Raw genomic sequence first — 22634 nt, 5'->3', positions numbered from 1 at the left:
TGATTTCACTAGCATTATACTTCTGATTTAAGTTGTTCTACACGTTTTGTGTTTTAGACTGCTAAGCCAAGTAGGTGTAATACCCATAAAACTGGCAATATCTTTCGATTGAAATCGCTGGAAAAGAAAACCATAATGCTCTAAAAGCCACTTTAAAAATTCTAAGCTGGTTAAGCCTATGAGGTGATTTTGAAATTGTATAAGACTTTGGATATAAAGCAACGTGTTTTGATACACCTGTTTGGCGTAAAATGGATATTTTAAAATTGCATTTGAAACAAAATCATAAGGAATAACAACTGCTTTGATGTCTTCATTAACTTTTGCATAATGATTAACAGAGGAATGATCAATTCCAATAAAAGAATTTCCTGTAAAAGGCAAAAAGCTCTCCGTATGAAACATAATTGCTTTTTCTCCTCCGTCAGGCGTAACTACGAATTGTACTAAACTACCACTTATAATTAGGAAAATTTGTTTTGTGTTACCCGCTGTAAATAAAATTTCACCCTTAGGAACTTCAACGTACATTGCTGTTGCTTCAATTTCATTTAAAAAATCCTGTGTAATGTCATTTTTGTAGTATTCATTGAATTTTTGTAAAATATTTGACGGCAGCATATTTTTTCTATTTATTACAAAGTTGGCTATTTAATTTAATCTTTTAAAATTACAGATAATTAATAATAAACAACACCTATATGACATTATTAAGCAGATTTTTTTTCTTTATAATTATATAACATTTTTCTACAAATTTTACATAAAAATGCACTTAAGTAGCAATCCGTCACAGGATATCTAAACCAAATTTACAAAGCCAATGAAAGACAAACGAAACAAATTTCAGCCGTATTAAAAATTCCTGTCGAAGCTTTTCAGAATTTTGATGAAGAACAGGCTGTGAATTTAATTTCCTGTAATTTCTCGGATAATGCAATGTTCAATAACAGAATTGAAATTTTCAACAACAATCCTATTGAGGAAATCAAAAAACTTCATGAAGAAAAGATTGCGTTATACGAGCGTATGTAGAAAGAGAAAGATGAAATGATGGCGAGGCTTGAAAAATTGATCAATAAGTAATTATTCATGTAAGATATATTAAAACAAAAAAGAGACTTTCGAGTCTCTTTTTTGTTGTTTTGAATAATATTTACGAGGCGAATTCGGGAGACATTCTAATAGCTTTCCTTAAAAAATCTTCGAAAAGATGTTTTTCAATTTTAAAAAAAGTATTAATTGATTTCTTCAATTCAGTTTATTTTAATTTACTATATGCTTCTAAAAGAAGGGATTTATTCCTCTCCAAGTAAGTTTTTAGCGATTCAGGCTCAATTCCTAAACCTGCTGCTTCTTGAGGGTCAACTTTATACCCTTCCACGTTCTGCCAGATAAAAGCTTCGGTTCCCCATTTAAACAATCCGCTTTCGACGGCTTGCTCATCTGTTATACTAATAGCGTCAAATTGCTTACCCGTAACGCTTGAAAGCGCATCTGCAACCTCTCCCATTGTAAGTGAATCTCCCACTATAGCGAATTCTTTTCTGTTGAATTTATCAGGCTCTGTAAATGCCTCAGCTGCGAAACGACCAATATCTTCAGGAGACACCCAGTCTATTTTTGTATCCGGCGCAGTTGGACTTATTATTTTACCCTCAGAAATAGTAGGAAACATCCATTCATTTTTAGGAGGAAGCAGATTCACCATGATAAACGGCGGTTTTATGATCGTCCAAAAAGTAAATCCGGCATCTTTAACAGCGTTTATAGCTGCAGCTTTCTCTTCCCAGTAAAGCGGCTCCCACCTACCTTTATCCCAGTCCGCAAAGTTTTGATGATCTCCCGCGCGGGCAACAGAGGTGTGAACTATCTGCTGAATCCCGGCGGCTTTTGTTGCAGCAACCAGATTTTTTGCATGTCTAGTTTCCTCTCCTTTATTCCCAGGATGGGACCCCATCTGCATCGAGAATACGCCTGTTGCACCTTTAGCGGCCTCAGTTAGACTTTCTAAATCATCGAACGTCGCTTCAGCTAATTCAACATTCCTTGCAGCGAGTGCTTTTGCAGCTTCACTGTTTTTATTTCGAACAATAGCCCTTACCGCTATATTTTTAGCTAATAATGCGTCAATAACTGCTCCTCCCTGAGTACCTGCTGCACCAGCTACCAGTATTAATGATTTATCTTTCATATTTTTGTAATTTAAATTTTTTGTAAATTTACGTCCTAATTGGTTTACAAAAGATACCAGTTACCTAAAGGATGCCAGATATACAAAAAGATATTACAGAAAATGCACAGCAGATCAGACATTTGCAAGATGCTCTTTATGTGATAAGCGGGAAATGGAAACTGCCCATATTGACAGCTGTACACCAAGGAAACAGTCGATTCCGTGACATACAGCGGAGTGTAAACGGCATTACAAGTAAAGTCTTGTCAAAGGAACTTAAAGAACTGGAACTAAACAAGCTCATTGTAAGAAGAGTCTATGATAACTCACCTCCAATTGTCGAATATACTGCTTCTGTATATTGCGATACTTTGCACAATATGATTTCAGAAATGATTGAGTGGGGTAAAAACCACCGTGACAAGATCAGGGAAGTTTAATAAATAATAGGACTGCTTTGTTGTTAGAGATAATGTAGTCATGATCAGCAGAGTATAACAAAGAGTATAACAATATGCAATTCCCATAACTCAGCAAAGGTCTTCTATTTAATCAATACAATATTGGTTTTAGCATACTGGTTAATTGCAATTTTCACCTGATCAAAACTAGGTGCTGAGAGTCTTGGTTTATAATTTTGAGAAAATCCAAATCCTTCTGTCGGGTAACCAATCATATTTTTATCACATTTTCCGTTATTATTCAAGTCTTGATAAACAGCAATAGCGTAATCGCCATCCGGTAGGTTTTTGAACGTGTAGACCACTTTATTTTCTGTAGCTTTTACTTTTGCGGTGGCAATCTGTGACTCATTATCAAGAAAGCCTTTCTCTTTATCGTACAATCCAAAAAAAACAGATCCTTTGCCGGGTTCTACGCCCGATACTTCAACGCTGAAATTATGTTGTGCAAACAGTGCCGAATTAACTGTTAAAAGTACTATCAAGCTTATCATTTTAATTTTCATAAGTTATATTATTTAGGATTTAAAATAGAACATTTTCTAGCTTCTCTTTCTCCAATTGGTTAAAAAAATGAGTCATTTTTTTTACATTCCCTTTTTTAAACGCTTGGTAGGGTTCTGACTGTGAGAGCAGCCATTTTTTTATAATACTTTTAAAAATGAAGGTGATTTTTTTTTGGAGAGGATGAATTTTCTGGCGAGCCATCTCGAAATAATCATTCAAATTTTGCTGTCGAAAACCCAGAATATTATCTAAATCTTCACCATCTTTTAAAATTCCGCAGTGAAAATTTTTCTCTGCAAACGCCTTTTGTGGAAAATTAGCTTCGCCTAAGCCAAATTCAGCAAACATTTTGTCTAGAAAAGATTCGTAAGTAATAACACAATCCGCTCCACCTCCCAAATTGAATATTTGCTTCTCTAGTTTTTTTTGGTTTTCAATTGCTTTAGCAAAAGCTCTACCCGTATCTTTTGGCGTGCAGATTTCCATTGGTGTATCCAGCGGCATGTGAAACATCAATTTGGATATTTTATGATTTCCCATAATGGCAGCCAGACGAAAAATACTCCATGATAATTTGGATTTCCTAATCAAGGACTCACACAATACCTTTGTTTCTCCATACTGATCACCTGGACTGGGTTGCAAAATATCAGTGATACATATCTGGGGATTCTTCATCCGATCGCCATAAACTGAAATACTGGAACTAAAAATCAAATAACAATCTGGTGAGTTCTTCTCTAAAGCGTAAATAAGATTTTCGGTTCCTTTCACATTTACACTGTAAGCCATCTCCGGAGCTATATCTGCAAGAGGTGGAATGACCGCTGCCAAATGGATAGCTACATCCTTATTTTGAGCAACTTTTAGCACTTCTTGTCGATTGCTGATATCGCCATACATAATCTCTACACGAGATCGAAAGGGAGCCAGTTTTTTTACCGAATTTTGGGTTTTTAGATCAAAAACCGTTATTTCATAATCCGTATGCTCAACCAGATGCTGCAAGGTTTCAATTCCTACAGTTCCAGATGCACCAGTGAGCAGTATTTTTTTTCGTGATATCTTATTTTCCATTTTTTTTTAATTTATCATTTGTCCTTTCAATCCGCTTCAATTTTGATGAAAAAGCTATATTTGTTATACAGTATGTTCAATATTTAACGTTGTGTTCTTTTTGATTACTACGTAAAACTATTAAAGAAGAATGTATTTGCTGTTTCAAAAAAGGATGTTACTGTACATTAGCGAACAAAGACCAATGCTTTTGTAGCGTATATAAAATAATTTGTGATGGATTTAAGAAAAGACAGAAGGGTTCAGTATACTAAAAAAATATTGCATGAGGCATTATTTAGTTTATTGAACGAGAAGGAATTGAGCGAAATTACCATAACCGAACTGTGTAAAACTGCCGATGTCAACCGCAATACATTTTATCGACATTATAATATTCCGCTCGATATACTACTTGAAATAGAAGATGATGTTTTTGAAAAACTCTCAGCGGTTTTGCGTAAAAGCACCAATATGGATGATGTGATACTGCTCAGCTGCCAGTTATTGGAAAGCGATAAGCAGATGAGTAAAATTGTGTTTACCAAAGCAGATGGAAGCGGAATTCTGTCGCGAATCCTGAGAAGTGTTCGGAATAATTTTCCAGTTGAAAATCAAATAGAACTTACTGCCGAAGTAAAGCCTTTTGCTGAAATGGCATACCAATTTGGAGAAAAAGGAAGTATTGCTGTCATCAAAAATTGGATCGAAAATGATTTCTCCATTCCTGCTGAAAGTATTGCACAATTAATAAGTTATCTGGTAAATAAACTCAATAAATTGTAATCGTAATTCCAAAATAATTTTTGCTTGTACTTAATTTGAAAAAGCAGAATCTTGACGAAATCAAGTTCTTGTTTTAGGAAAAAATGTACACAACAGATAAAAAAAGTTTGCCAATTTCAAATAATAAACCATCGAAGAACTATCCGTACAAATTTTTAATCTCCGACATAACAAAGGTACTTTGGGTACTTCCTATACTTTCTACTGATCCCAATTTATTAAACACAAAATCCTGATAATGCTTCATGTCTTTGGCAGAAACTTTCATTAAAAAATCGTAATCTCCTGAGATATTATAGCATTCCACAACTTCTTCGATTTTCATAATATCACTAACAAATTGATTCCCGATATTACGATCGTGCTGTTTAAGTTTAATATTACAGAAAACTATAAACCCTCTGTTTAATTTTTCTGCATCAAGGAGTGCTATATATTTCTTAATGTAACCGCTGTTCTCTAATCTTTTAATTCGCTCAAAAACAGGCGATGCCGAAAGATTTACCATCTTAGCAAGCTCTTTTACTGTATACTTAGAATTATCGTGTAGTATATTTAATAACTGAAGATCAATATCGTCTATTTGTTCCATAGAATATTTTGGTTTAATTTATTTCTAAAACAGAATAAAATTCTTCAAATATAACCAAAAACAATACAAAAATCTTATTTTACAGAAATTAAAAACATAACATACTGCAAAGTTTATGTTCAAAGTAAGAAAAATCTAAAAAGGCATTATTTTATAGCGGGGAGCATTATCTTTGGTGCCCTTTATCGAAAAAAAGATAAAGGTTCACACCATAAATAAAAAATTATACTTCTTTTCGTCGAGCCATACCCTGAGCGATGATACTAGCGGCAATCAATTGCAAGGCATGGTAAAGCATGAGGGGCAGCAATACGATGCCGGTGATGCTACTGTGCTGAAAAAGTACTTTTGACATAACGGTGCCGTGTACCAATGACTTTTTAGATCCGCAGAATAAAACAGTAATACGATCTTCATCTGAAAAACCAAGCAGGCGGCTGAGTAGTCCGACACAAAAAAATACGGCAAAAAACAACGCCATCATACCTGCAGCGAGTCCGGCAAGTTCAAGGGCGGTAAAGCCTTCAAAAAGATGTTCGGAAAATGACTTGCAAAACGACGTGTAAATAATCGTTAGAATAACGGCCTGATCGAAATATTTGAGCTGTTTCTTGTATTTTTCGACAATGGCTCCTAAACGGGAATTGAGGCTTATACCAATGATGACAGGCAACAAGACTTGCAGAATCAACTTTATGACGATTTGAGTGACATCAAAATCGCCTGTCGCAGAAGCTATAAATAGCCCAACCCAGAGCGGCGTAACCACTACTCCGATTAAACTGGAAATGCTTGCATTAAAAATGGCTGCGGGAATGTTTCCCTTGGCAATGGAAACCATGACCACGGAAGAGGATACTGTAGATGGCAATGCTGCCAGAAAAAATACACCCAGCCAAAGCAGCTCGAAACCGTTATTGACAAACAACGGGCGAAATGCCAAAACAAGGAGCGGAAAAAATAAAAAGGTGGTCAACTGGACGACAATGTGCATTTTCCAGTTGGAAAGTCCAGCTTTTAGTTTCTCAACACTCAGTCGCATGCCATAAAACAAGAAAATTAAGGAAACGCCAGCATTGGCAATCTCTTCCAGCGAAACAGGTTCTTTGACCATACCTGGCTGTGGCAAAAAATAAGCCATCAGAATCATGGTGGCTATCATTAACAGGAAACCATCGAAACCTGCTTTTTTTAATACTTCTAATAATTTATTCAATGTGTTTTTAAATATTATTTTTCCGTGGAGACACGGACTCCATTATTAATATATTGAGACTAAATCCCAAGTTCTTTGCGTATAATTTCTGCTCCTGCGCTTAAGGCACTTAACTTGCCTCTGGCTACGTCCCGAGATAGCGGGGCCATACCGCAGTTTGTCGAAGGATAAAGATTTTCGGCATCTACAAACTCAAGAGCTTTGCGCAGGGTAGCAGCAACTTCTTCTGGTGTTTCGATAGTGTTGGTAGCCACATCAATAGCACCAACCATTATTTTTTTACCTCGAACAAGTTCCATTAAATCTAAAGGCACATTGGAGTTGTGACATTCTAAAGACACCACATCAATTTTAGATTTTTGAATTTTCGGAAAAATTTCTTCGTATTGTCGCCACTCAGAACCTAATGTCTTTTTCCAATCAGTATTGGCCTGTATTCCATAACCATAGCAAATATGAACCGCAGTTTGACAGTGCAAACCTTCAATGGCCGTTTCTAATGCTGCCATTCCCCAATCGTTTACTTCATCAAAGAACACATTAAATGCAGGTTCATCAAACTGGATAATATCTACACCTGCGTCTTGAAGCTCTCTTGCTTCTTCATTGAGTGCTTTCGCAAATTCCCACGCCAATTTTTCACGGCTTTTATAATGGTCGTCGTATAAGGTATCTACCATTGTAAGCGGGCCTGGCAATGCCCATTTTATAGGTTTATTAGTTTGTTTACGTAAAAATTTAGCATCTTCAACAAAAACTGCTTTTTGACGTGCAACCTCACCTACAACCACTGGAACACTCGCATCATAACGGTTACGGATTTTTACCGTTTTACGATTTTCAAAATCTACACCGCTTAAATGCTCGATAAAAGTCGTTACAAAATGCTGACGTGTCTGCTCGCCGTCACAAATAATATCCAGATCTGCCAATTGTTGTTCCTGCAAAGAAATGCGTAAAGCATCTTGTTTTCCTTCAAGCAGCTGATCGCCTTCTAATTTCCATGGTGACCAAAGTTTTTCGGGTGGTGCAAGCCAGGCAGGTTTGGGTAAACTTCCAACAATAGAGGTAGGCAATAATAATTTCTTCATAATAGTATAATTTTAAGGCGTTGTAATCAATTAAAGGGTAAAATTAGCAGACCATTGTTCCAGGAGATTTTTATAAGGCTTAATGAAATGCTCTTCTGCATATTTACCCTGTTCAACAGCCAGTCGGCTGCGCTCTTCGCGGTCATAATCCACGCGAGTCAGTGAATAATCTTCGTGTTTAAGACTAGGCTGGTAGATTTTTCCAGCCACTGAATTTGCATTGTAAATTTCAGGGCGATATATCTTCTGGAAAGTCTCCATCGTGCTGATTGAACTGATTAGTCCAAGATCAGTATAATCAGCAAGCAGATCTCCGGAATGATAAAAAGCCATCGGCGCCACACTATGCGCAGGCATGAAAAAACGAACTTTTAAGCCCATTTTAGAGAAATATTCATCAGTGAGAGAATACTCATTCTGCAGATACTCAAAACCTAGAACCGGATGCTGATACTCAGTGCGAGTATACATTTTGTTGCTCGATACACTTAGACAAATGATCGGTGACATCTTAAAGTGCTCTTTATAAGTCGCTGAATTCACAAAGCATTTATAAAGTTTTCCGTGTAAATCACCAAAATTTTCAGGAATAGAAAAATTAGATTTATTTTTATTGTGCTCGATCAATAAAATACTAAAATCATAATCACGTACATAAGAAGAATAATTATTTCCAGCAACTCCCTCGATTTGCTGGCCAGTTTTACGGTCAATAATATTTGTTTTTAAAACTTCAATCATCGGTAGATCGTTACTACCATTCTTATCATCAATACTCATCGTTACTGTAAGAATTTCAAGTTCTACATAGTAACGATCTCCTTTTGGATTATCCAAATGAGCCAATGCATTGAATCGATTGTTAATCATATTTAAAGCATTGCGTAAGTTTTGCTGACGATTAGCTCCTCTTGCCAAGTTAGCAAAATTGGTTGTCAGACGCGTTTTACTTGAGGGGTGATAATTTTCATCTAAACAAGTGCTTTTTAGCGTAAACACAAAATCATTTTGGATTGTATTTTGGGCGTTTTCGATATCCTGCTTTTCGTTTCTTAAATCTTCTTGTATGTTCGCTTTCATCTGATGACAAGGTTTAGTATTTTTACCCTGCAAATTTGAAAATAAAAGATTTAATATTTTTAATAATCCAAAAATTCAGATAATTATTCTTTTTTAACACATATTTAAAGATTATTAATCTTTTTGCAAATACAATAACAAGGAAAAACAGATAATTATTCTTTAGAGAACCGGAATATGACCAATTTGAAGCTTCCCATAGCAATTCAAGGCTCGAAAAAGAAAACAATATAATTTATATTTGCTGAAATTTAAGATAGATATAGTAATGAATTTGATAGAAAATCTAAAATGGCGTTACGCTGCCAAAGCTTATTCCAACATTAAAGTAGCAGAAGAAAAGATTGATCAAATCTTAGAGGCTATAAATCTTTCAGCATCTTCTTGTGGTCTGCAATCTTACCGTGTTTTTGTTGTAAGCAACCCTGAAATTCAAAAAAAATTAGGTGCTGATTCGTATAATGGACAGATTAGCTCTTGCTCTCATTTGTTGGTTTTTGCCGCATTCAGTGATATGTCTTCGACTTACATTGACGATTATATGGCAATGACAGAAAAGCAAAGAGGTCTTGATGCTGGTGCATTATCAGGATTTAGAAATGGATTGAATTCTTATTTCAGCGCTATTAACGCAGAGCAAAAAGCATTTTGGGCAGCCAAACAGGCTTATATTGCACTAGGAACTGCACTTATTGCAGCGGCAGAATTGAAAGTGGATGCAACTCCTATCGAAGGATTTAATGCTGCCATTATCGATGAGGTTTTGGGTTTGAAAGAAAAAGGGTTACATTCTACAGTTATCCTTGCTTTAGGATATCGCGATTCGGAAAAGGACTATATGGCAGCTACGAAAAAAGTTCGTTTACCTATAGACGAAATGATAACGAAAGTTTACTAATATAATGAGTTATATTAATTATTACGGTAAAAGTATACCTTCAACCGTCTAGACTCGATACTTTTTCTGCCACAAAAAGCTCAGGTAGATTATACCGTTTTTATTCTGCATAAGTTTTGTGGCAGAAGGATCCAGTTTATTAAAACCTATATCCCGCAACTCAACCCAAATGTTTGCACATTAGTATGATCCGTTTTCTTTACGTCGAATAATAGTCTTCCATAAGCAATATGTGTTTCAAAAAGAAATCCTCTTTTGCTGACCCTTTTTCAGCCTCCGCCTCCGCCTAGAGCAAAAAGAATAACATATGGGTTTTCAGTGCAGGATAATAGAAATTTCTTTTCCTTTTTTTATATTTTAACTTCCCGTTAACTCCCTGTTGGCCATATATTCCACACTTTTGTTTACTGAAACAAATAAAAGAAAATAGCTTATTTTATTGTTTCGTTTTTAACTACATATCCAATTTTTAAGAGTTTATATTTAATCGCTTATCCCAACTTGTTAAATATACATTCGCAGCTATAGCATAAAATAAGGTTTTAATGAAAAATAACCCTAAATTACTCAGCAATTATGAGTACAAGAAGTTCTTTCTTCCAGATATATCTGCTCATAATCTCTTTAATAATTCGAATGTACAACTGTACCGAATTGAGAATTATTTAAAGAAAATTGTAATTCCCGTTAATCCGTATCAAACCACCTTTAATTTTCTAATTTTTGTCACAAAAGGGTATGTAAAACAGCAGCTGGAAACATCGGTTTTTGAAATTAATGCCAATCAAGCGCTCAGTATCAAACAAGGGAATTTTACAGCAACATTAGAACTGTCAGACGATGTTGAAGGTTTTTTTGTTATCTATGAAAATGAGGTGATCACTGAAATTGCGTTGACTACAAGTGATCTAAACTTTTTTTACACTTCGCCTTTCTCTATTTTAAATCCTAACCAAATCAATTGGCTTATCCGTTTATTTGAATTACTGGAAGAGGAATTGAACCAAACCGAACATATTAATGCAATTACTACATCTCTTCTTCAATCTGCATTATTAAAAATTATACGAACAGAAAATACTGATAATAAATCACTTAGCCGTGCAAGTTTTATCTCTTTTCAATTTAGAGAATTGGTTCAGAAAAACCATATTCAACATAAAAACATCGATTATTACTCCAATCTATTAAAAATATCAGACAATTATTTGAACAAATGCGTTAAAGAAACTACTGGAAAGGCACCAAAGCAATGGATAAACGAAATTACGATTCAACACAGCCAAATTCTTTTGCAAGATAATTCGAAAGAAATAGCAGAAATAGCATTTGAGCTGCATTTTCAATCGCCTTCTTATTTTTCACGTATGTTTAAAAAAGTGACAGGAGAGTCACCTTCTGATTATCGAACACAGTTTTTAAAACATTAAAATTTAAAACTCATTCATAAAAAAAGAAAACGCTTAAACAGGATGTTTAAAAATCCTGTTATAAGCGTTTTTTGTCTAAAAAAGACTCTACTTAAAAAATATAAATTTTAGCTTATAAATTAAGCTGGTGTACCTTCACTATTAGAAACAACAGCATCAATTTGAACTAAAGCATCCTTCGGAATTGCCGAAACTCCAATTACTGTTCTTGCAGGCAAATCTCCGCTGAAAAATGAAGTATAAATTTCGTTGACAGCATCAAGGTCTTCAATATTTTTTAATTGAATATTTATTTTAACAATGTCATCCATTTTATGGTCGATACTTTCTACAATTGCTTTGATATTGTTTAAACATTGTGTAGCCTGTTCTTTAATTCCGCTTCCAACTATTTGATTGTTTTCTGGAACTAAAGGCAATTGACCTGCAATATGATTGTAATGTGAATAAGCAACTGTGTGCGAATACGGAACTTTTGGTGCGTTTTCTGTGTTATTTGCTTCAATAACTAAAAAACGTGCATCTTCTGGAAGTTGCGGAGGCGTTCCGTCACCATGTGAGACTGCTACATCAATCTGAACCAAAGCATCTATTGGTAAAGCTCGAGCATTAATAATTGTTCTTGCAGGAACATAGTTTGGGAAGAATTTTGCTAAAACTTCATTCACAACTTCAGCATCTGAAATGTCTTTAAGAAAAACGGTCGTTTTAACCACATCATTCATAACGTGTCCAATGCTTTCTAAAATAGCTTTAATATTTTCTAAACATTGTTCAGTCTGTTCTTTTACGCCACCTCCAACAATTTTACCAGATTGTGGATTGATAGGCAATTGTGCAGAAATATTGCTATAGTGAGAAAACGATACGTTATGCGCATGTATGCTCTTAGGTGCATTTTCTGCATTTCTGGTCACTTTAACAAGATCTAAAGCTTTTTGCGGAGTTGTTCCCTCACCGTTTGAAATAAGAGTATCTATCTGAATTAAAGCGCCATCTAATGGCAGAGCTTCTACGGCAACCGTTGTACGAGTTGGAAGATTGCTTTTGAAGAATGTTTTGTACACTTCGTCTACTGCTTCTACATCAGAAATATTCTTTAAGAAAACAGTTAGTTTTACCGCATCATCCATAACATGACCAATGCTTTCTACAATTGCTTGAATATTGGTCAAACATTGTTTTGCCTGCTCTTTAATACCGCCAATAACTATTTCTCCTGTTTTAGGATCGATAGGCAATTGCGCCGAGAAATTGTTGTAATGAGAAAATGCTACAGTTTGCGTTGAAAATGGGCTTTTTGGCGCATTTTCTGTGTTTCTCGAGTTCTTTTTAATTTCGCTCATAATTTGTTTAATTTCTGTTTTTATAATTACTTTTTATGTACTAGCCTTTCTATTAGCTTATCATGCCCCAAAAGGATTTTTCCAAATTATATCTAAGGCTAAATAATTCACATCTGAAATATCTGTCCCTTTTCCAATGAGGTTATACATATAGCCTACATCGAAAACAAATGGAATTTCATGTGGAGTAAGTGAGTAGTAAAGAGTGAGTCTGCTTTCTTTATAATCAAATTTTGACCATTCTTTCTCGGGTTCATTTTCTTTGCTTATTGCAAAAAGAACTTCTGCTCCACCTATTATATGATGTGTTTTGGTAGTTCCTAAATCCAAGCTTAGCTGTGTTTTAAGACGTGTACGTAGCTGAAAATTCTCTTCGGTATTACTAAAATCAGGATTGAAAAATTCCCTAAACTCTTGTCTTATAGTATTTTTCCATTTCAGTCCGTTGCCTTCTGTGATATAAGAATAGCGTCCGTATACTCTAAATTCCTGTTCAATTGCAGGATTTAATTCTTCATAAGGCGCTTGAGAGTCGTAATTATTAGATCTTCTGTAGCTTAGCGCATACGAGTATTCCCAGTTCTTGTTATAACGGTTGGAAATTTCCTCGTTAATTACCAGAATTGCCATTTTAGAAAATGGATTATTCTCATCTGGACTACTTTTTAAACCAACACCTACATAAGTTGTCGATTCTTTTTGTTTAAGCGAATCTAAAGATTGCCTGACCCCAAAGGCAAACCAAGAAGCATTTTTTGCCTCTCCTAAACCTGGTGGGCTTAACTGTGCGTATGATTTATTACTAAATGTGACCACAAAAATGACCACTGCCAATAGCAATTTGCTTTTTGCAGACACGTTTTTCATATTTTCTAAAGTTTAAAATTTGTAGCTTATTCCTGCTTTTACAGCGAAAGGAGTTCCAGGAGTAAAACATAATTCTGATACTGAACTAGCTTCGTCTCTAAGTCTGGTTTCTGTTTCAAATTGCGCTTCATTCCATTTGGTGTTAAAGATGTTTTGAAACTGCATATTTACTTCCCAGTTTCTTTTTCCATAAGCCAAGACAAGATCATTAACAAAATAGCCTCGTGTTCTAACCGAATTGTCTTCTATGGCAGGTCGCGAATCCATATAACGGTATCTCAGATTTGCCGAGAAACCCGAAGGAAGTTTTACCGCTACACCTCCGGTGCTTGTAAAGGTTGGAACCAACGGAATATAATCTTCTCCTTTTGGCTCATCAATAAAACGTGCGTGAGCATAATTAAGATCTCCGTCTAGGTATAACCAAGGAATTGGCTGGTATCTCAAACTCAAATCAAAACCTAAACGACGTGTTTTTCCTGAAGGTTCTACCACAGCTTCGTCTCCAACATATACAAATTCTTGCTGCAAATACATGTGCCAAATTGCTGGCTGAATAATCATATTGGCTGTTGGGCGCAGAATAACACCAAAATCACTTCCAAAAGAATAAGGAAGAATATCTTTTCCCTGTTGTGCTACTACAACTCTTACGTCGTTTGAGTGAAATCCAAAACCAGACTTAATATACCATTGCACATTTTGATTCTGTGTATACGAAATATTCAATTTTGGACTTACTCTAGCCGCAGAAGCTTCTTTCGCCGAAGGTAAACTAGCAAGTCGATCATGAAGACTAAAGGTAAAATAGTCTAGCCTAGCTGATGGATTGATTAGCCATTTCCCTATTCTATAATCAATTGAGGTATAGCCGTGGACATTGATTTCAGAGGCAGATGCATCAGACATTCTATCTAACAATAAATCACGCTGAAAAACATGACTTAGTTGTAAATCCTTGATATCATCAAAACGGAAGCCCGCTCCTGATGTCCAAGTCATATTGCTATTTTCAAATGCAAATCGTCGGACATACTTATTTTCAAGTCCATAAATAGAACGATTGTCAGTTTGCTGAATCTCGTCTCCGTAAACAGGATCATTTAGAAAAAAAGTGAAATTTGAGAACAGATTGAAATCATATTTAGAATAGAATAAATTGCTAGAAAACTCTTCGTTCTCGTTGGCTAAATACCTATAATTTAATGCCAAATTAGTTCTCGATGTTCTTCCGCCCTCAGTTGGATCTATAGATCCCCATCTGCTTATAATTCCTTCTTCGACTGCTCTTTCAGGAATTTGTCCAGAGGCATTCCAGTCTGAACTAAACGTAGATCCTAGAATAGAGAAATAATGCTTTTCATCAATCCATTGGCTGTATTTAGTCAAAAAGTTAATGCGTTTAAAATCCTGTTTCACATCAAACGGTCCATCGGTATAATTGAATTCACCCGCTACATAGAAACTTTTGTCTTTCTCGTTTTTATTTAAAAGATTCAGCATTGTAACTGCACGCATCGTATTGAAAGACCCTCCTTCAATTTTGAAAAGATTATTCTCTAATCTGTCAAAAGTGCTGAAATTGACATATCCTGAGGTATTAAAATCTCCTTTATCTGCATAATAAGATCCTTTTCCAAAATCGATATCTTTAATCGTTTCTGGAATCAGAAAATGCAAATCGGCATATCCCTGTCCATGCGCATGTGAGACTATGTTTACTGGCATTCCGTCAGCTATAACGCTGATGTCGGTTCCATGGTCATTATCAAAACCTCTCAAAAATATTTGTTCTGCTTTACCTCCTCCAGCATGCTGGGCAATAAAAAGTCCAGGAACTTTTCGCAATAGATCCTGCGCAGAATTTACAGGAGCCATTTTTAAATCAACTTTCATTATTTGTTTTCTGAAGTCGATATTACTAATTACTATTTTACTCAGATGCACTGTATCTGCTTCTGATTTGTTTACTTCTGTTTTTTTTGCTTCTGGCTTATTTGCTTCTTGAGCAAATCCATTTTGCATCACTAACAATACTATTACAATTGCTGTAAAAAGTTTGTTTCTCATTATTATTAATTTTCTTCTACAATTGCCGTTTTATTTTCAAAACGACCTACTATTTTTTTTAGGGAAACAATTACCCACATCGATAAAACAAATGGAAACGTAAGTGTAATCCATCCGTTATGCATCATAAAAATGTCAAAGTATGTTGCTATGATTACTGATAGCAATACATATAATCCATCTCTTGGTTTTGTTCCGCTACATGCAATTCCGCATAAAACAGCGTTGAAACTAAACATTCCATCTTCTATTAATTTTACAGAATCTTGATCAAAATGTGCAATTGCCGCTGCAATTACCGCCGCTAGAAATCCGTATAAAGCTGCTGTAGGATTATTGAGAAAAACTCCTATAAAAAACAGCAAACCTGCAGCAATAGTTCCCTGAAAAATCACTTCACTATAGGCATGCGCTGCTACTGCAAAATCTTCAAGCTCCTTCATTTCTATATTAGCTGCAGGTATTCTTGCAACTGCTAATCCAAAATGCTGAATACTCAAAACAGCAATTACCGTAATAACGATAAAAGGAAAGGTGAAAAAGGGAATCTTTTTACGAATGGAAAATTCCATTAGCAATGTGCTTAGTACAAATCCTAAAACAAGTAAAAACCATATTAAAGGACTTGTTTCAAAGAAGAAAACTAATCCTACTCCTACTAGCGTTGCATTAAATCCGTATAAACCTGCCTTTATATTTTCGTTACTGAAATTGCAAATTTTTGCTGTCGCAGTACCAATTATAGAACTCAGCAAAGCTGCAACTCCCATCAGGGTCGAGTCATAAGATATCGCAATTAAAAATAATAACCCTGTCCAAGCACTTTCTTGAAGCATGATTTGCCCAATGCCTTTAAGCACTGTTTCTACTATTGATTTTATTTTTTTCATTTGTGTATACTTCTAGAAATAAAAATTATTTGAATTACCAGCCTAAAAAGACCATCCCGACACCACATGCTAAAACTACTGCTCCACTAATTGCTGGGGTATAACGTTCTAGTTTTTCCGTTTTGAAAAAAGAATATCCATATACTCCCAAAAGCACCATACCAAGCATAGTCAAAACGGTGCTTAGCGTAAAAACACCAATGATTGTAGAAATTTCGCCAACAGAACGTTTCAATCCAGAATAGAATAATAAAGGAATTAGAGGTTCACTTGGTCCCATTACGAAAATGGCAAACAAAACTAAAGGCGTTACTTTAACTCGATTCGTAGGCATAACTACTTCTCCATGTTTATGCGAAAACACAAATACATCTTCTCCCATTACGTCAAAGTGTTTGTGCGCTTTGTTCTTGTATGCAGCCCAAAGCCCATAAATAAGATAAATTGCACCAAATAACAGCAGTGCCCAGCTTGCAACATTGCCTCTAAAATCTTGGAAAAATGTTATTTTATTGATTTGCCATCCTAAGAAAACCCCAATAAATCCTAAAACTACCGAACTCAAAATATGTCCGAAACCGCAAACTATTGTAAGCATAATTGTCTTGGACATACTCCATTTGCGAGATCTTGACAAAACAATAAATGGCAAATAATGATCAGGTCCCGAAGCCGTATGAAAAAAGCTGATGCTGATCGCTGTAATTGATAATGCTATTAAATTTGAATCCATAATCTGCTTAAATTTGTATTACTGCTTTTTCTTCCCAAAGCACATCCTGCACTTTTCGGAAGAAATCAAACATTTGCTCTCCTCCATTTCCTAGAATTCTAATGACAAAACCGTTTGCTTCTAGCTTACTGATTCCGAATGATACATTTTCTAGTCCTTCTAGTTCTTTAAAAAAGTATTCTATACGATCTTCCAAGTCGTCATCTTTTGTATTGAGATATACAAAAGTTCCTTGATGGGTAAAGCCTTCCAGTAAACCCATCGCAGCTAAGGGCATAATATCTGGTCTTAAGAGAACATTGTCTTTTAAGACCAGTCTATCGTGATAATAAACCTCTAGAAGATTTTGAAAATGAGCATACTTAAAAGTTTCTCCGTGATGTTTGCGCCCACAGGTAATAATTTCGCTTATTGTCAAATCACAATCATCTTCAATATAAATCTTATTATGACTTTTGAATGTTGAGTCTTCATGAGGCACTACAGGATGAGGAACGTACGAGAAAGAAGTTCCCTTTTCCATTTTGACATTCATGATCTGCGAAGCACTCCCCTCCATATTAAACAATCGCTGATAGGATTGTGACTGCAATTGCAAACGGGCATTTTCTTTTACATTCACCTGTATATCGTAAACGTCACCGCTTAAAATTCCAGGTGATGAACTCATGATCATCAAATATGAAGCTCCATCAGATTTGTACTGTCCAACAGGCATAATCCTGAAGGGTTGTGTCACGTATGCATCTCTTAAAAATGATTCCCCATCCCTTTCTTCTATTTCTATTTTTAGGGTACTTACCATTTGATTAACGAACTAAATTTGGTTCTTCAATATCTTCTAGCAATGCATATTTCTTGATCCAGCCAATAACTTCATCAATTCCTTCTGTAGATCTAAGGTTTGAGAATACAAACGGTGCACCTTTTCTCATTCTACGTGCATCGTTCTCCATCACTTCTAAACTAGCTCCTACATATGGCGCTAAGTCAATTTTGTTTATCAAAAGCAAATCTGATCTTGTAATACCAGGTCCACCTTTACGAGGGATTTTTTCTCCTTCGGCAACGTCAATTACGAAAATTGTCACATCGGCCAAGTCTGGCGAAAAGGTTGCTGAAAGATTATCTCCACCGCTTTCAATTAGAATTAATTCGATATCAGGAAAACGAGAAACTAATTCATCCACTGCTTCCAAATTCATACTCGCATCTTCGCGAATTGCAGTGTGAGGGCAACCTCCTGTTTCTACTCCAATGATTTTTTCTTTTGGCAACAAACTGTTTTTTACCATAAATTCGGCATCTTCTTTAGTATAGATGTCATTGGTGATTACGCCTAAATTATAATCGTTTAGCATTTTTCGGCTTAAACGTTCTAATAATGCAGTTTTTCCTGATCCTACAGGCCCTGCAACTCCTACTTTTACATATTTTCTAGTTTCCATTTTCTTTATTTTTTTATTCTTTTCTCTTTTTCTACGACATATATAATCTTGAATAAAGCCTCTCGTGTTGCATGCATCGAATATCAAACGCGATGCTGCAAAGACCTACAAGTTCTCTGTCTATTGTTAAGGTTTCTTTTGCTAATTTTTTAATCAGCGGTTGTAATTCGAATAAAACATCTTGTCCATCTAATTGTCCTAGAGGTACAAGCTTTACCGAATTGGTAATCATCCCGATAGCGGCATTGTAATAGAATGCGAATAAAGCTTCATCTAACGGAATTTCTAATAACTGTGCGTACAATCCAAAAGCAATACAATAATGTGCCGTTGCTTCTTTATTGGCAATTGCACGTTCATAATTGCTAATGAGATCAAAGGCTTTCTGTCTTCGAAAAATCTTAATTAGTCGAATTCCCAACTTCTGACTTGCCTCACGTATTTCTCGTGGACTTTTTAAAGCGCTGCATTCTTGATCTAATTTTACGATAGTTTCCAAATCATTATTTGCAGCCGCTACATAAGCTAATTTCAAGAAAGATGCATCGTTGTATTTAATGTTATACATTAACATGTTTGAAACAAACTCTTTTGCTGAAGCTACAGAATTTACCGCTTCATCCTGAACATAAGTCTCCAAACCGTTGGAGTGTGTATAGCCTCCAATAGGTAAAGTCGGATCTGCCAAATGAAGAAGACTTCCTAAATAAGTGTTTTCTATATTAGTCATTTGAAGAAGCCATATTTAGGATTTTTGTAAAAAGGGACGAATTTCCGTGACCGTGAGGCGCAACATTTGATTTTAGCAAATGCAAGAGCTTTATCTCCTGTTTTTCTGGTTTGTAACCACTCGCTTCGAGCCATCTAAACATTGGCATTTCAAAAGGCATCATAATCTGATCATTTTGAATGAATAATGGAAGATGTTTGTTTCCAATTTCATAGCAAATGGTTCCCATTTCTAATAAAGACGAAGGTGTCATTACAATCGCTTCACAAGGTTTAATGTTTACAACAATCGCTTTTTTATCATCTTGATAAAGAACATCATCTTGATTCAATCGCTGTCCTTCCTGAATAAACTTAATCGCAATTTCAACCCCTGAATTTGTTCGCTTGCGCTGAATTCTCTTGGTAGTTTCAAACCACTCTATTTCCAGAAGATCTATCTCAAGACCTTCAATTGAATGTGTTTTTGTATTACCTATTATCTGTTGTATAATCATTATTTTGATTTTTTAAAGGAGATGTTTTTTGAAACTCCGAGCCCTAATGTTGAGCCATTTATTCCAGCAATAAATGTTCTATTACTCGTTTTATTTGCATCATTTCCTGTAGTATTTTCATATGATAATTCGCAGAATTTGGCTTTTAGCGCCCATCCATGACCTAGAAATACGGCTACAATTGGATAGATTCTTCCTAAATAGCCGTTGTAGCTGTAAGATCCTGGAGTATTCATAAGCGTATTTCCCCATACATAATGCGCGTCAGCCTGAGCGATGATGGCAAAATGATCTCCTATATTCCAAGAATCACTATAAAAATGACCTATCTCGTGTTTAGAGTCAGTAAGATTTCCTGCTGCGTTTTTCTCTTGATCAAAAGCAAAATTCATCCCTGCAACAACGTGATCATTAAAAAAATATCCTACTCCGATTGGATTTGCACCAAAACTGCTACCCGTATTATTATTGTCTTTATAGGTTAAAGAACCATAAAGCATTAAAGATCCTTTCTGTGCATGAACCGTTGTTAAAGACGTACATACTAAGAGAAGAATTAAACCCAAATTAATTTTCCAACTATTCATAAATTCTTTTTTTGTTTTTATCTAATCTTACTGCAACAAGATAAATTGCCGCAGTAAGAAGTAGAATAACAGTTATTAATTAAAACAAGTAGTATAATTGTGCTAATGGAAGTTTATCCACAGGTTCGCAAGTGATTTTTTCTCCATCGATTGTCACGGTATAGTTTTCAGCATTTACCATGATTTCTGGAGTTGCGTTATTATGAATCATATCAGCCTTGCCAATGTTTCTGCAATTTGAAACTGCTAGTAATTTCTTTTCCAAACCATATTCTTCGGCAATATTATTATCGATACCAGCTTGAGAAACAAAGGTGAAAACTGTTTTGGTCAATGCTTTTCCGTAGGTTCCAAACATATTACGCATAATGATAGGCTGCGGTGTTGGAATAGAAGCATTAGCATCCCCCATTTTGCTTGCGGCAATAAAACCTCCTTTTACGATAATTTCTGGCTTCACTCCAAATAATGAAGGTTTCCAAATTACCAAGTCAGCAATTTTGCCTGCTTCTATTGATCCAACATAATTAGAAATTCCGTGTGCGATTGCAGGATTAATTGTGTATTTAGATACATATCTTTTTGCGCGATAGTTGTCATTTTTGTTTGCTGCATCTTCGGCTAAATGACCTTTCTGCTTCTTCATCTTATCTGCCGTTTGCCAAGTACGGGTAATTACTTCACCTACACGTCCCATAGCTTGCGAATCGGAACTCATGATACTGAATACTCCCATATCTTGAAGCACATCTTCTGCCGCAATAGTTTCAGGACGAATACGCGAATCGGCAAAAGCCACATCTTCTGGAATTTTTGGACTCAGGTGATGACAAACCATCAACATATCCAAATGCTCGTCTATAGTATTTGTTGTATAAGGTCTGGTTGGGTTTGTAGACGCTGGCAATACATTTGGATACATTGCCGCCTTGATAATATCTGGTGCATGACCACCTCCTGCTCCTTCTGTATGGAAGGTGTGAATAACACGTCCTGCGATAGCATTCATCGTATCTTCAAGGAATCCTGCTTCATTAAGCGTATCGGTGTGAATAGCTACTTGTACATCATATTTGTCAGCAGCTTTTAGAGAAGCATCGATTACAGCTGGAGTTGCTCCCCAATCTTCATGGATTTTTACTCCCAATGCTCCTGCTTCAATTTGTTCTTCAATTGGAGCTTCTGTAGCCACATTCCCTTTTCCGAAAAAGCCAACGTTTACAGGAAATGCTTCTGCAGCTTGCAACATTCTTTTAATGTTATGTTTTCCTGGAGTAACTGTTGTAGCATTTGTTCCATCAGCAGGGCCAGTTCCACCACCTATCATCGTAGTAACTCCGCTATACAAAGCCGTTTCTATTTGAGTCGGACTGATAAAGTGTATGTGCGTATCAATTCCTCCAGCCGTAACAATATATCCATGACCTCCATGAACTTCTGTTGAAGCTCCGATAATCATGCCTGGTGTGATATTGTCCATGGTATCAGGATTTCCCGCTCTACCAACACCAACAATTTTTCCATCTTTAATACCAATATCTCCTTTTACAATTCCCCAGTGATCAATAATTGTAGCACCAGTAATTACAAAATCTAGAACACCTTCATCACGCAAAGCTGTTGAAGATTGGCACATACCATCTCTTACTGTTTTTCCTCCACCAAACTTTGCTTCATCTCCATAAGAACAGAAATCTTTTTCAATTTCGATAATAAGATCTGTATCTCCTAAACGTATTTGATCTCCTACTGTTCTGAACCAAAAATACTTGTATAATTTTTTCTAGTTACTTCTAAACTCATGATTTCACATTTTTAAATTTGCCTTCCTCTAAACGTTCTAATGCAACAGCCTTATTATGTGGAGACAAGTCTCCATCAACTAAATTGTTGTGTCCAAAAAGACGTTGGTTTCCGCCAAACTCCGTCAGTTCAACTTCTTTCTCCTCTCCTGGCTCAAATCTCACTGCTGTACTGGCAATAATATTTAATCGCATTCCGAATGCTTTTTCTCTGTCAAAAGACATCATTCTGTTCACTTCAAAAAAATGAAAATGTGAACCTACTTGAATCGGTCTGTCTCCTGTATTGGTAACTTTTATAGTTAACGTTTTACGGCTATCATTACAAATAATAGTACTATCTTTTAGTATAATCTCTCCTGGAATCATTGC

General features: G+C 35.7%; 23 protein-coding genes and 2 pseudogenes. 5 read left to right on the top strand and 20 right to left on the bottom strand.

The window, feature by feature from the left end; genetic code table 11:
* Window positions 1-27 precede the first annotated feature (27 nt).
* Entirely contained in the window at window positions 28-621 is a 594-nt protein-coding gene (locus tag ACPWTF_RS24480; RefSeq protein ID WP_427873696.1) for a Crp/Fnr family transcriptional regulator, read from the bottom strand.
* A 216-nt stretch (window positions 622-837) separates the two neighbouring features.
* Here ACPWTF_RS24480 and ACPWTF_RS24475 point away from each other — a divergent pair.
* A pseudogene (locus ACPWTF_RS24475) lies at window positions 838-1035 on the top strand (XRE family transcriptional regulator); the annotation flags it as partial.
* A 226-nt stretch (window positions 1036-1261) separates the two neighbouring features.
* On the opposite strand, the gene ACPWTF_RS24470 reads toward ACPWTF_RS24475, so the two are convergent.
* Window positions 1262-2194, bottom strand: coding sequence for an NmrA/HSCARG family protein (locus ACPWTF_RS24470; RefSeq protein WP_427873695.1), 933 nt, complete (start codon window positions 2192-2194; stop codon window positions 1262-1264).
* A gap of 71 nt (window positions 2195-2265) precedes the next feature.
* Between ACPWTF_RS24470 and ACPWTF_RS24465 the strand changes: the two genes are divergently transcribed.
* Window positions 2266-2616, top strand: a complete 351-nt coding sequence (locus tag ACPWTF_RS24465) for a winged helix-turn-helix transcriptional regulator (RefSeq protein WP_427873694.1) — start codon at window positions 2266-2268, stop codon at window positions 2614-2616.
* Between the two features lie 104 nt (window positions 2617-2720).
* Here the strand turns inward: ACPWTF_RS24465 and ACPWTF_RS24460 are convergent, their stop codons facing one another.
* Window positions 2721-3143 (bottom strand): DUF2141 domain-containing protein, encoded by a 423-nt coding sequence (locus tag ACPWTF_RS24460; RefSeq protein ID WP_427873693.1) that lies wholly within the window; start codon window positions 3141-3143, stop codon window positions 2721-2723.
* Between the two features lie 19 nt (window positions 3144-3162).
* Window positions 3163-4221, bottom strand: a complete 1059-nt coding sequence (locus ACPWTF_RS24455; RefSeq protein ID WP_427873692.1) for an NAD-dependent epimerase/dehydratase family protein — start codon at window positions 4219-4221, stop codon at window positions 3163-3165.
* A 216-nt stretch (window positions 4222-4437) separates the two neighbouring features.
* Between ACPWTF_RS24455 and ACPWTF_RS24450 the strand changes: the two genes are divergently transcribed.
* A complete protein-coding gene (locus ACPWTF_RS24450; protein WP_427873691.1) occupies window positions 4438-4986 on the top strand; it encodes a TetR/AcrR family transcriptional regulator in 549 nt (182 codons plus the stop codon).
* A gap of 139 nt (window positions 4987-5125) precedes the next feature.
* On the opposite strand, the gene ACPWTF_RS24445 is transcribed toward ACPWTF_RS24450, so the two are convergent.
* From ACPWTF_RS24445 to ACPWTF_RS24430, 4 genes are all read right to left on the bottom strand, one after another.
* The gene (locus tag ACPWTF_RS24445) at window positions 5126-5578 is read right to left on the bottom strand and encodes an Lrp/AsnC family transcriptional regulator (RefSeq protein WP_095929232.1); all 453 of its coding nucleotides are present in this window, start codon (window positions 5576-5578) and stop codon (window positions 5126-5128) included.
* 223 nt (window positions 5579-5801) lie between these two features.
* Window positions 5802-6794 (bottom strand): bile acid:sodium symporter family protein, encoded by a 993-nt coding sequence (locus ACPWTF_RS24440; protein ID WP_427873690.1) that lies wholly within the window; start codon window positions 6792-6794, stop codon window positions 5802-5804.
* A gap of 59 nt (window positions 6795-6853) precedes the next feature.
* A complete protein-coding gene (locus tag ACPWTF_RS24435; protein ID WP_427873689.1) occupies window positions 6854-7885 on the bottom strand; it encodes a methionine synthase in 1032 nt (343 codons plus the stop codon).
* Between the two features lie 30 nt (window positions 7886-7915).
* Window positions 7916-8965 (bottom strand): DUF1852 domain-containing protein, encoded by a 1050-nt coding sequence (locus ACPWTF_RS24430; RefSeq protein ID WP_427873688.1) that lies wholly within the window; start codon window positions 8963-8965, stop codon window positions 7916-7918.
* 268 nt (window positions 8966-9233) lie between these two features.
* On the opposite strand from ACPWTF_RS24430, the gene ACPWTF_RS24425 reads away from it, so the two are divergent.
* Window positions 9234-9863: a nitroreductase family protein gene (locus ACPWTF_RS24425; RefSeq protein WP_427873687.1), complete on the top strand. Its 630-nt coding sequence runs from the start codon at window positions 9234-9236 to the stop codon at window positions 9861-9863.
* Between the two features lie 545 nt (window positions 9864-10408).
* Entirely contained in the window at window positions 10409-11293 is an 885-nt protein-coding gene (locus ACPWTF_RS24420; RefSeq protein WP_427873686.1) for a helix-turn-helix domain-containing protein, read from the top strand.
* A gap of 119 nt (window positions 11294-11412) precedes the next feature.
* Here ACPWTF_RS24420 and ACPWTF_RS24415 read toward each other — a convergent pair whose 3' ends face one another.
* The 12 genes and pseudogenes from ACPWTF_RS24415 to ureB form a co-directional block, all read right to left on the bottom strand.
* The gene (locus tag ACPWTF_RS24415; protein WP_427873685.1) at window positions 11413-12639 is read right to left on the bottom strand and encodes a RidA family protein; all 1227 of its coding nucleotides are present in this window, start codon (window positions 12637-12639) and stop codon (window positions 11413-11415) included.
* Between the two features lie 60 nt (window positions 12640-12699).
* Window positions 12700-13506 (bottom strand): DUF2490 domain-containing protein, encoded by an 807-nt coding sequence (locus tag ACPWTF_RS24410; protein WP_427873684.1) that lies wholly within the window; start codon window positions 13504-13506, stop codon window positions 12700-12702.
* Window positions 13507-13518: 12 nt separating this feature from the next.
* Window positions 13519-15576, bottom strand: coding sequence for a TonB-dependent receptor (locus ACPWTF_RS24405; protein WP_427873683.1), 2058 nt, complete (start codon window positions 15574-15576; stop codon window positions 13519-13521).
* A 5-nt stretch (window positions 15577-15581) separates the two neighbouring features.
* Window positions 15582-16466 (bottom strand): urea transporter, encoded by an 885-nt coding sequence (locus ACPWTF_RS24400; RefSeq protein ID WP_427873682.1) that lies wholly within the window; start codon window positions 16464-16466, stop codon window positions 15582-15584.
* A gap of 34 nt (window positions 16467-16500) precedes the next feature.
* Window positions 16501-17199: a hypothetical protein gene (locus ACPWTF_RS24395; RefSeq protein ID WP_111424813.1), complete on the bottom strand. Its 699-nt coding sequence runs from the start codon at window positions 17197-17199 to the stop codon at window positions 16501-16503.
* A 7-nt stretch (window positions 17200-17206) separates the two neighbouring features.
* A complete protein-coding gene (locus tag ACPWTF_RS24390; RefSeq protein WP_427873681.1) occupies window positions 17207-18004 on the bottom strand; it encodes an urease accessory protein UreD in 798 nt (265 codons plus the stop codon).
* A gap of 4 nt (window positions 18005-18008) precedes the next feature.
* Entirely contained in the window at window positions 18009-18647 is a 639-nt protein-coding gene (ureG, locus tag ACPWTF_RS24385) for an urease accessory protein UreG (protein ID WP_144213159.1), read from the bottom strand.
* A 31-nt stretch (window positions 18648-18678) separates the two neighbouring features.
* Window positions 18679-19368, bottom strand: a complete 690-nt coding sequence (locus tag ACPWTF_RS24380; protein ID WP_343587189.1) for an urease accessory protein UreF — start codon at window positions 19366-19368, stop codon at window positions 18679-18681.
* Between the two features lies 1 nt (window position 19369).
* Window positions 19370-19873, bottom strand: coding sequence for an urease accessory protein UreE (ureE, locus tag ACPWTF_RS24375; protein WP_343586962.1), 504 nt, complete (start codon window positions 19871-19873; stop codon window positions 19370-19372).
* The gene (locus ACPWTF_RS24370) at window positions 19873-20460 is read right to left on the bottom strand and encodes a hypothetical protein (RefSeq protein ID WP_427873680.1); all 588 of its coding nucleotides are present in this window, start codon (window positions 20458-20460) and stop codon (window positions 19873-19875) included. Before ACPWTF_RS24370 ends, ureE begins: the two co-directional genes overlap by 1 nt.
* Window positions 20461-20539: 79 nt before the next feature.
* A pseudogene (gene ureC / locus ACPWTF_RS24365) lies at window positions 20540-22263 on the bottom strand (urease subunit alpha).
* Entirely contained in the window at window positions 22260-22631 is a 372-nt protein-coding gene (gene ureB / locus ACPWTF_RS24360; protein WP_427873679.1) for an urease subunit beta, read from the bottom strand. The pseudogene ureC and the gene ureB overlap by 4 nt, the downstream one beginning before the upstream one ends.
* Between the last annotated feature and the right edge of the window lie 3 nt (window positions 22632-22634).

It is taken from the genome of Flavobacterium sp. MMS24-S5 (assembly GCF_050320125.1).
GTDB lineage: Bacteria > Bacteroidota > Bacteroidia > Flavobacteriales > Flavobacteriaceae > Flavobacterium > Flavobacterium tyrosinilyticum.
This window is presented reverse-complemented; position numbering and strand designations above follow the sequence as displayed.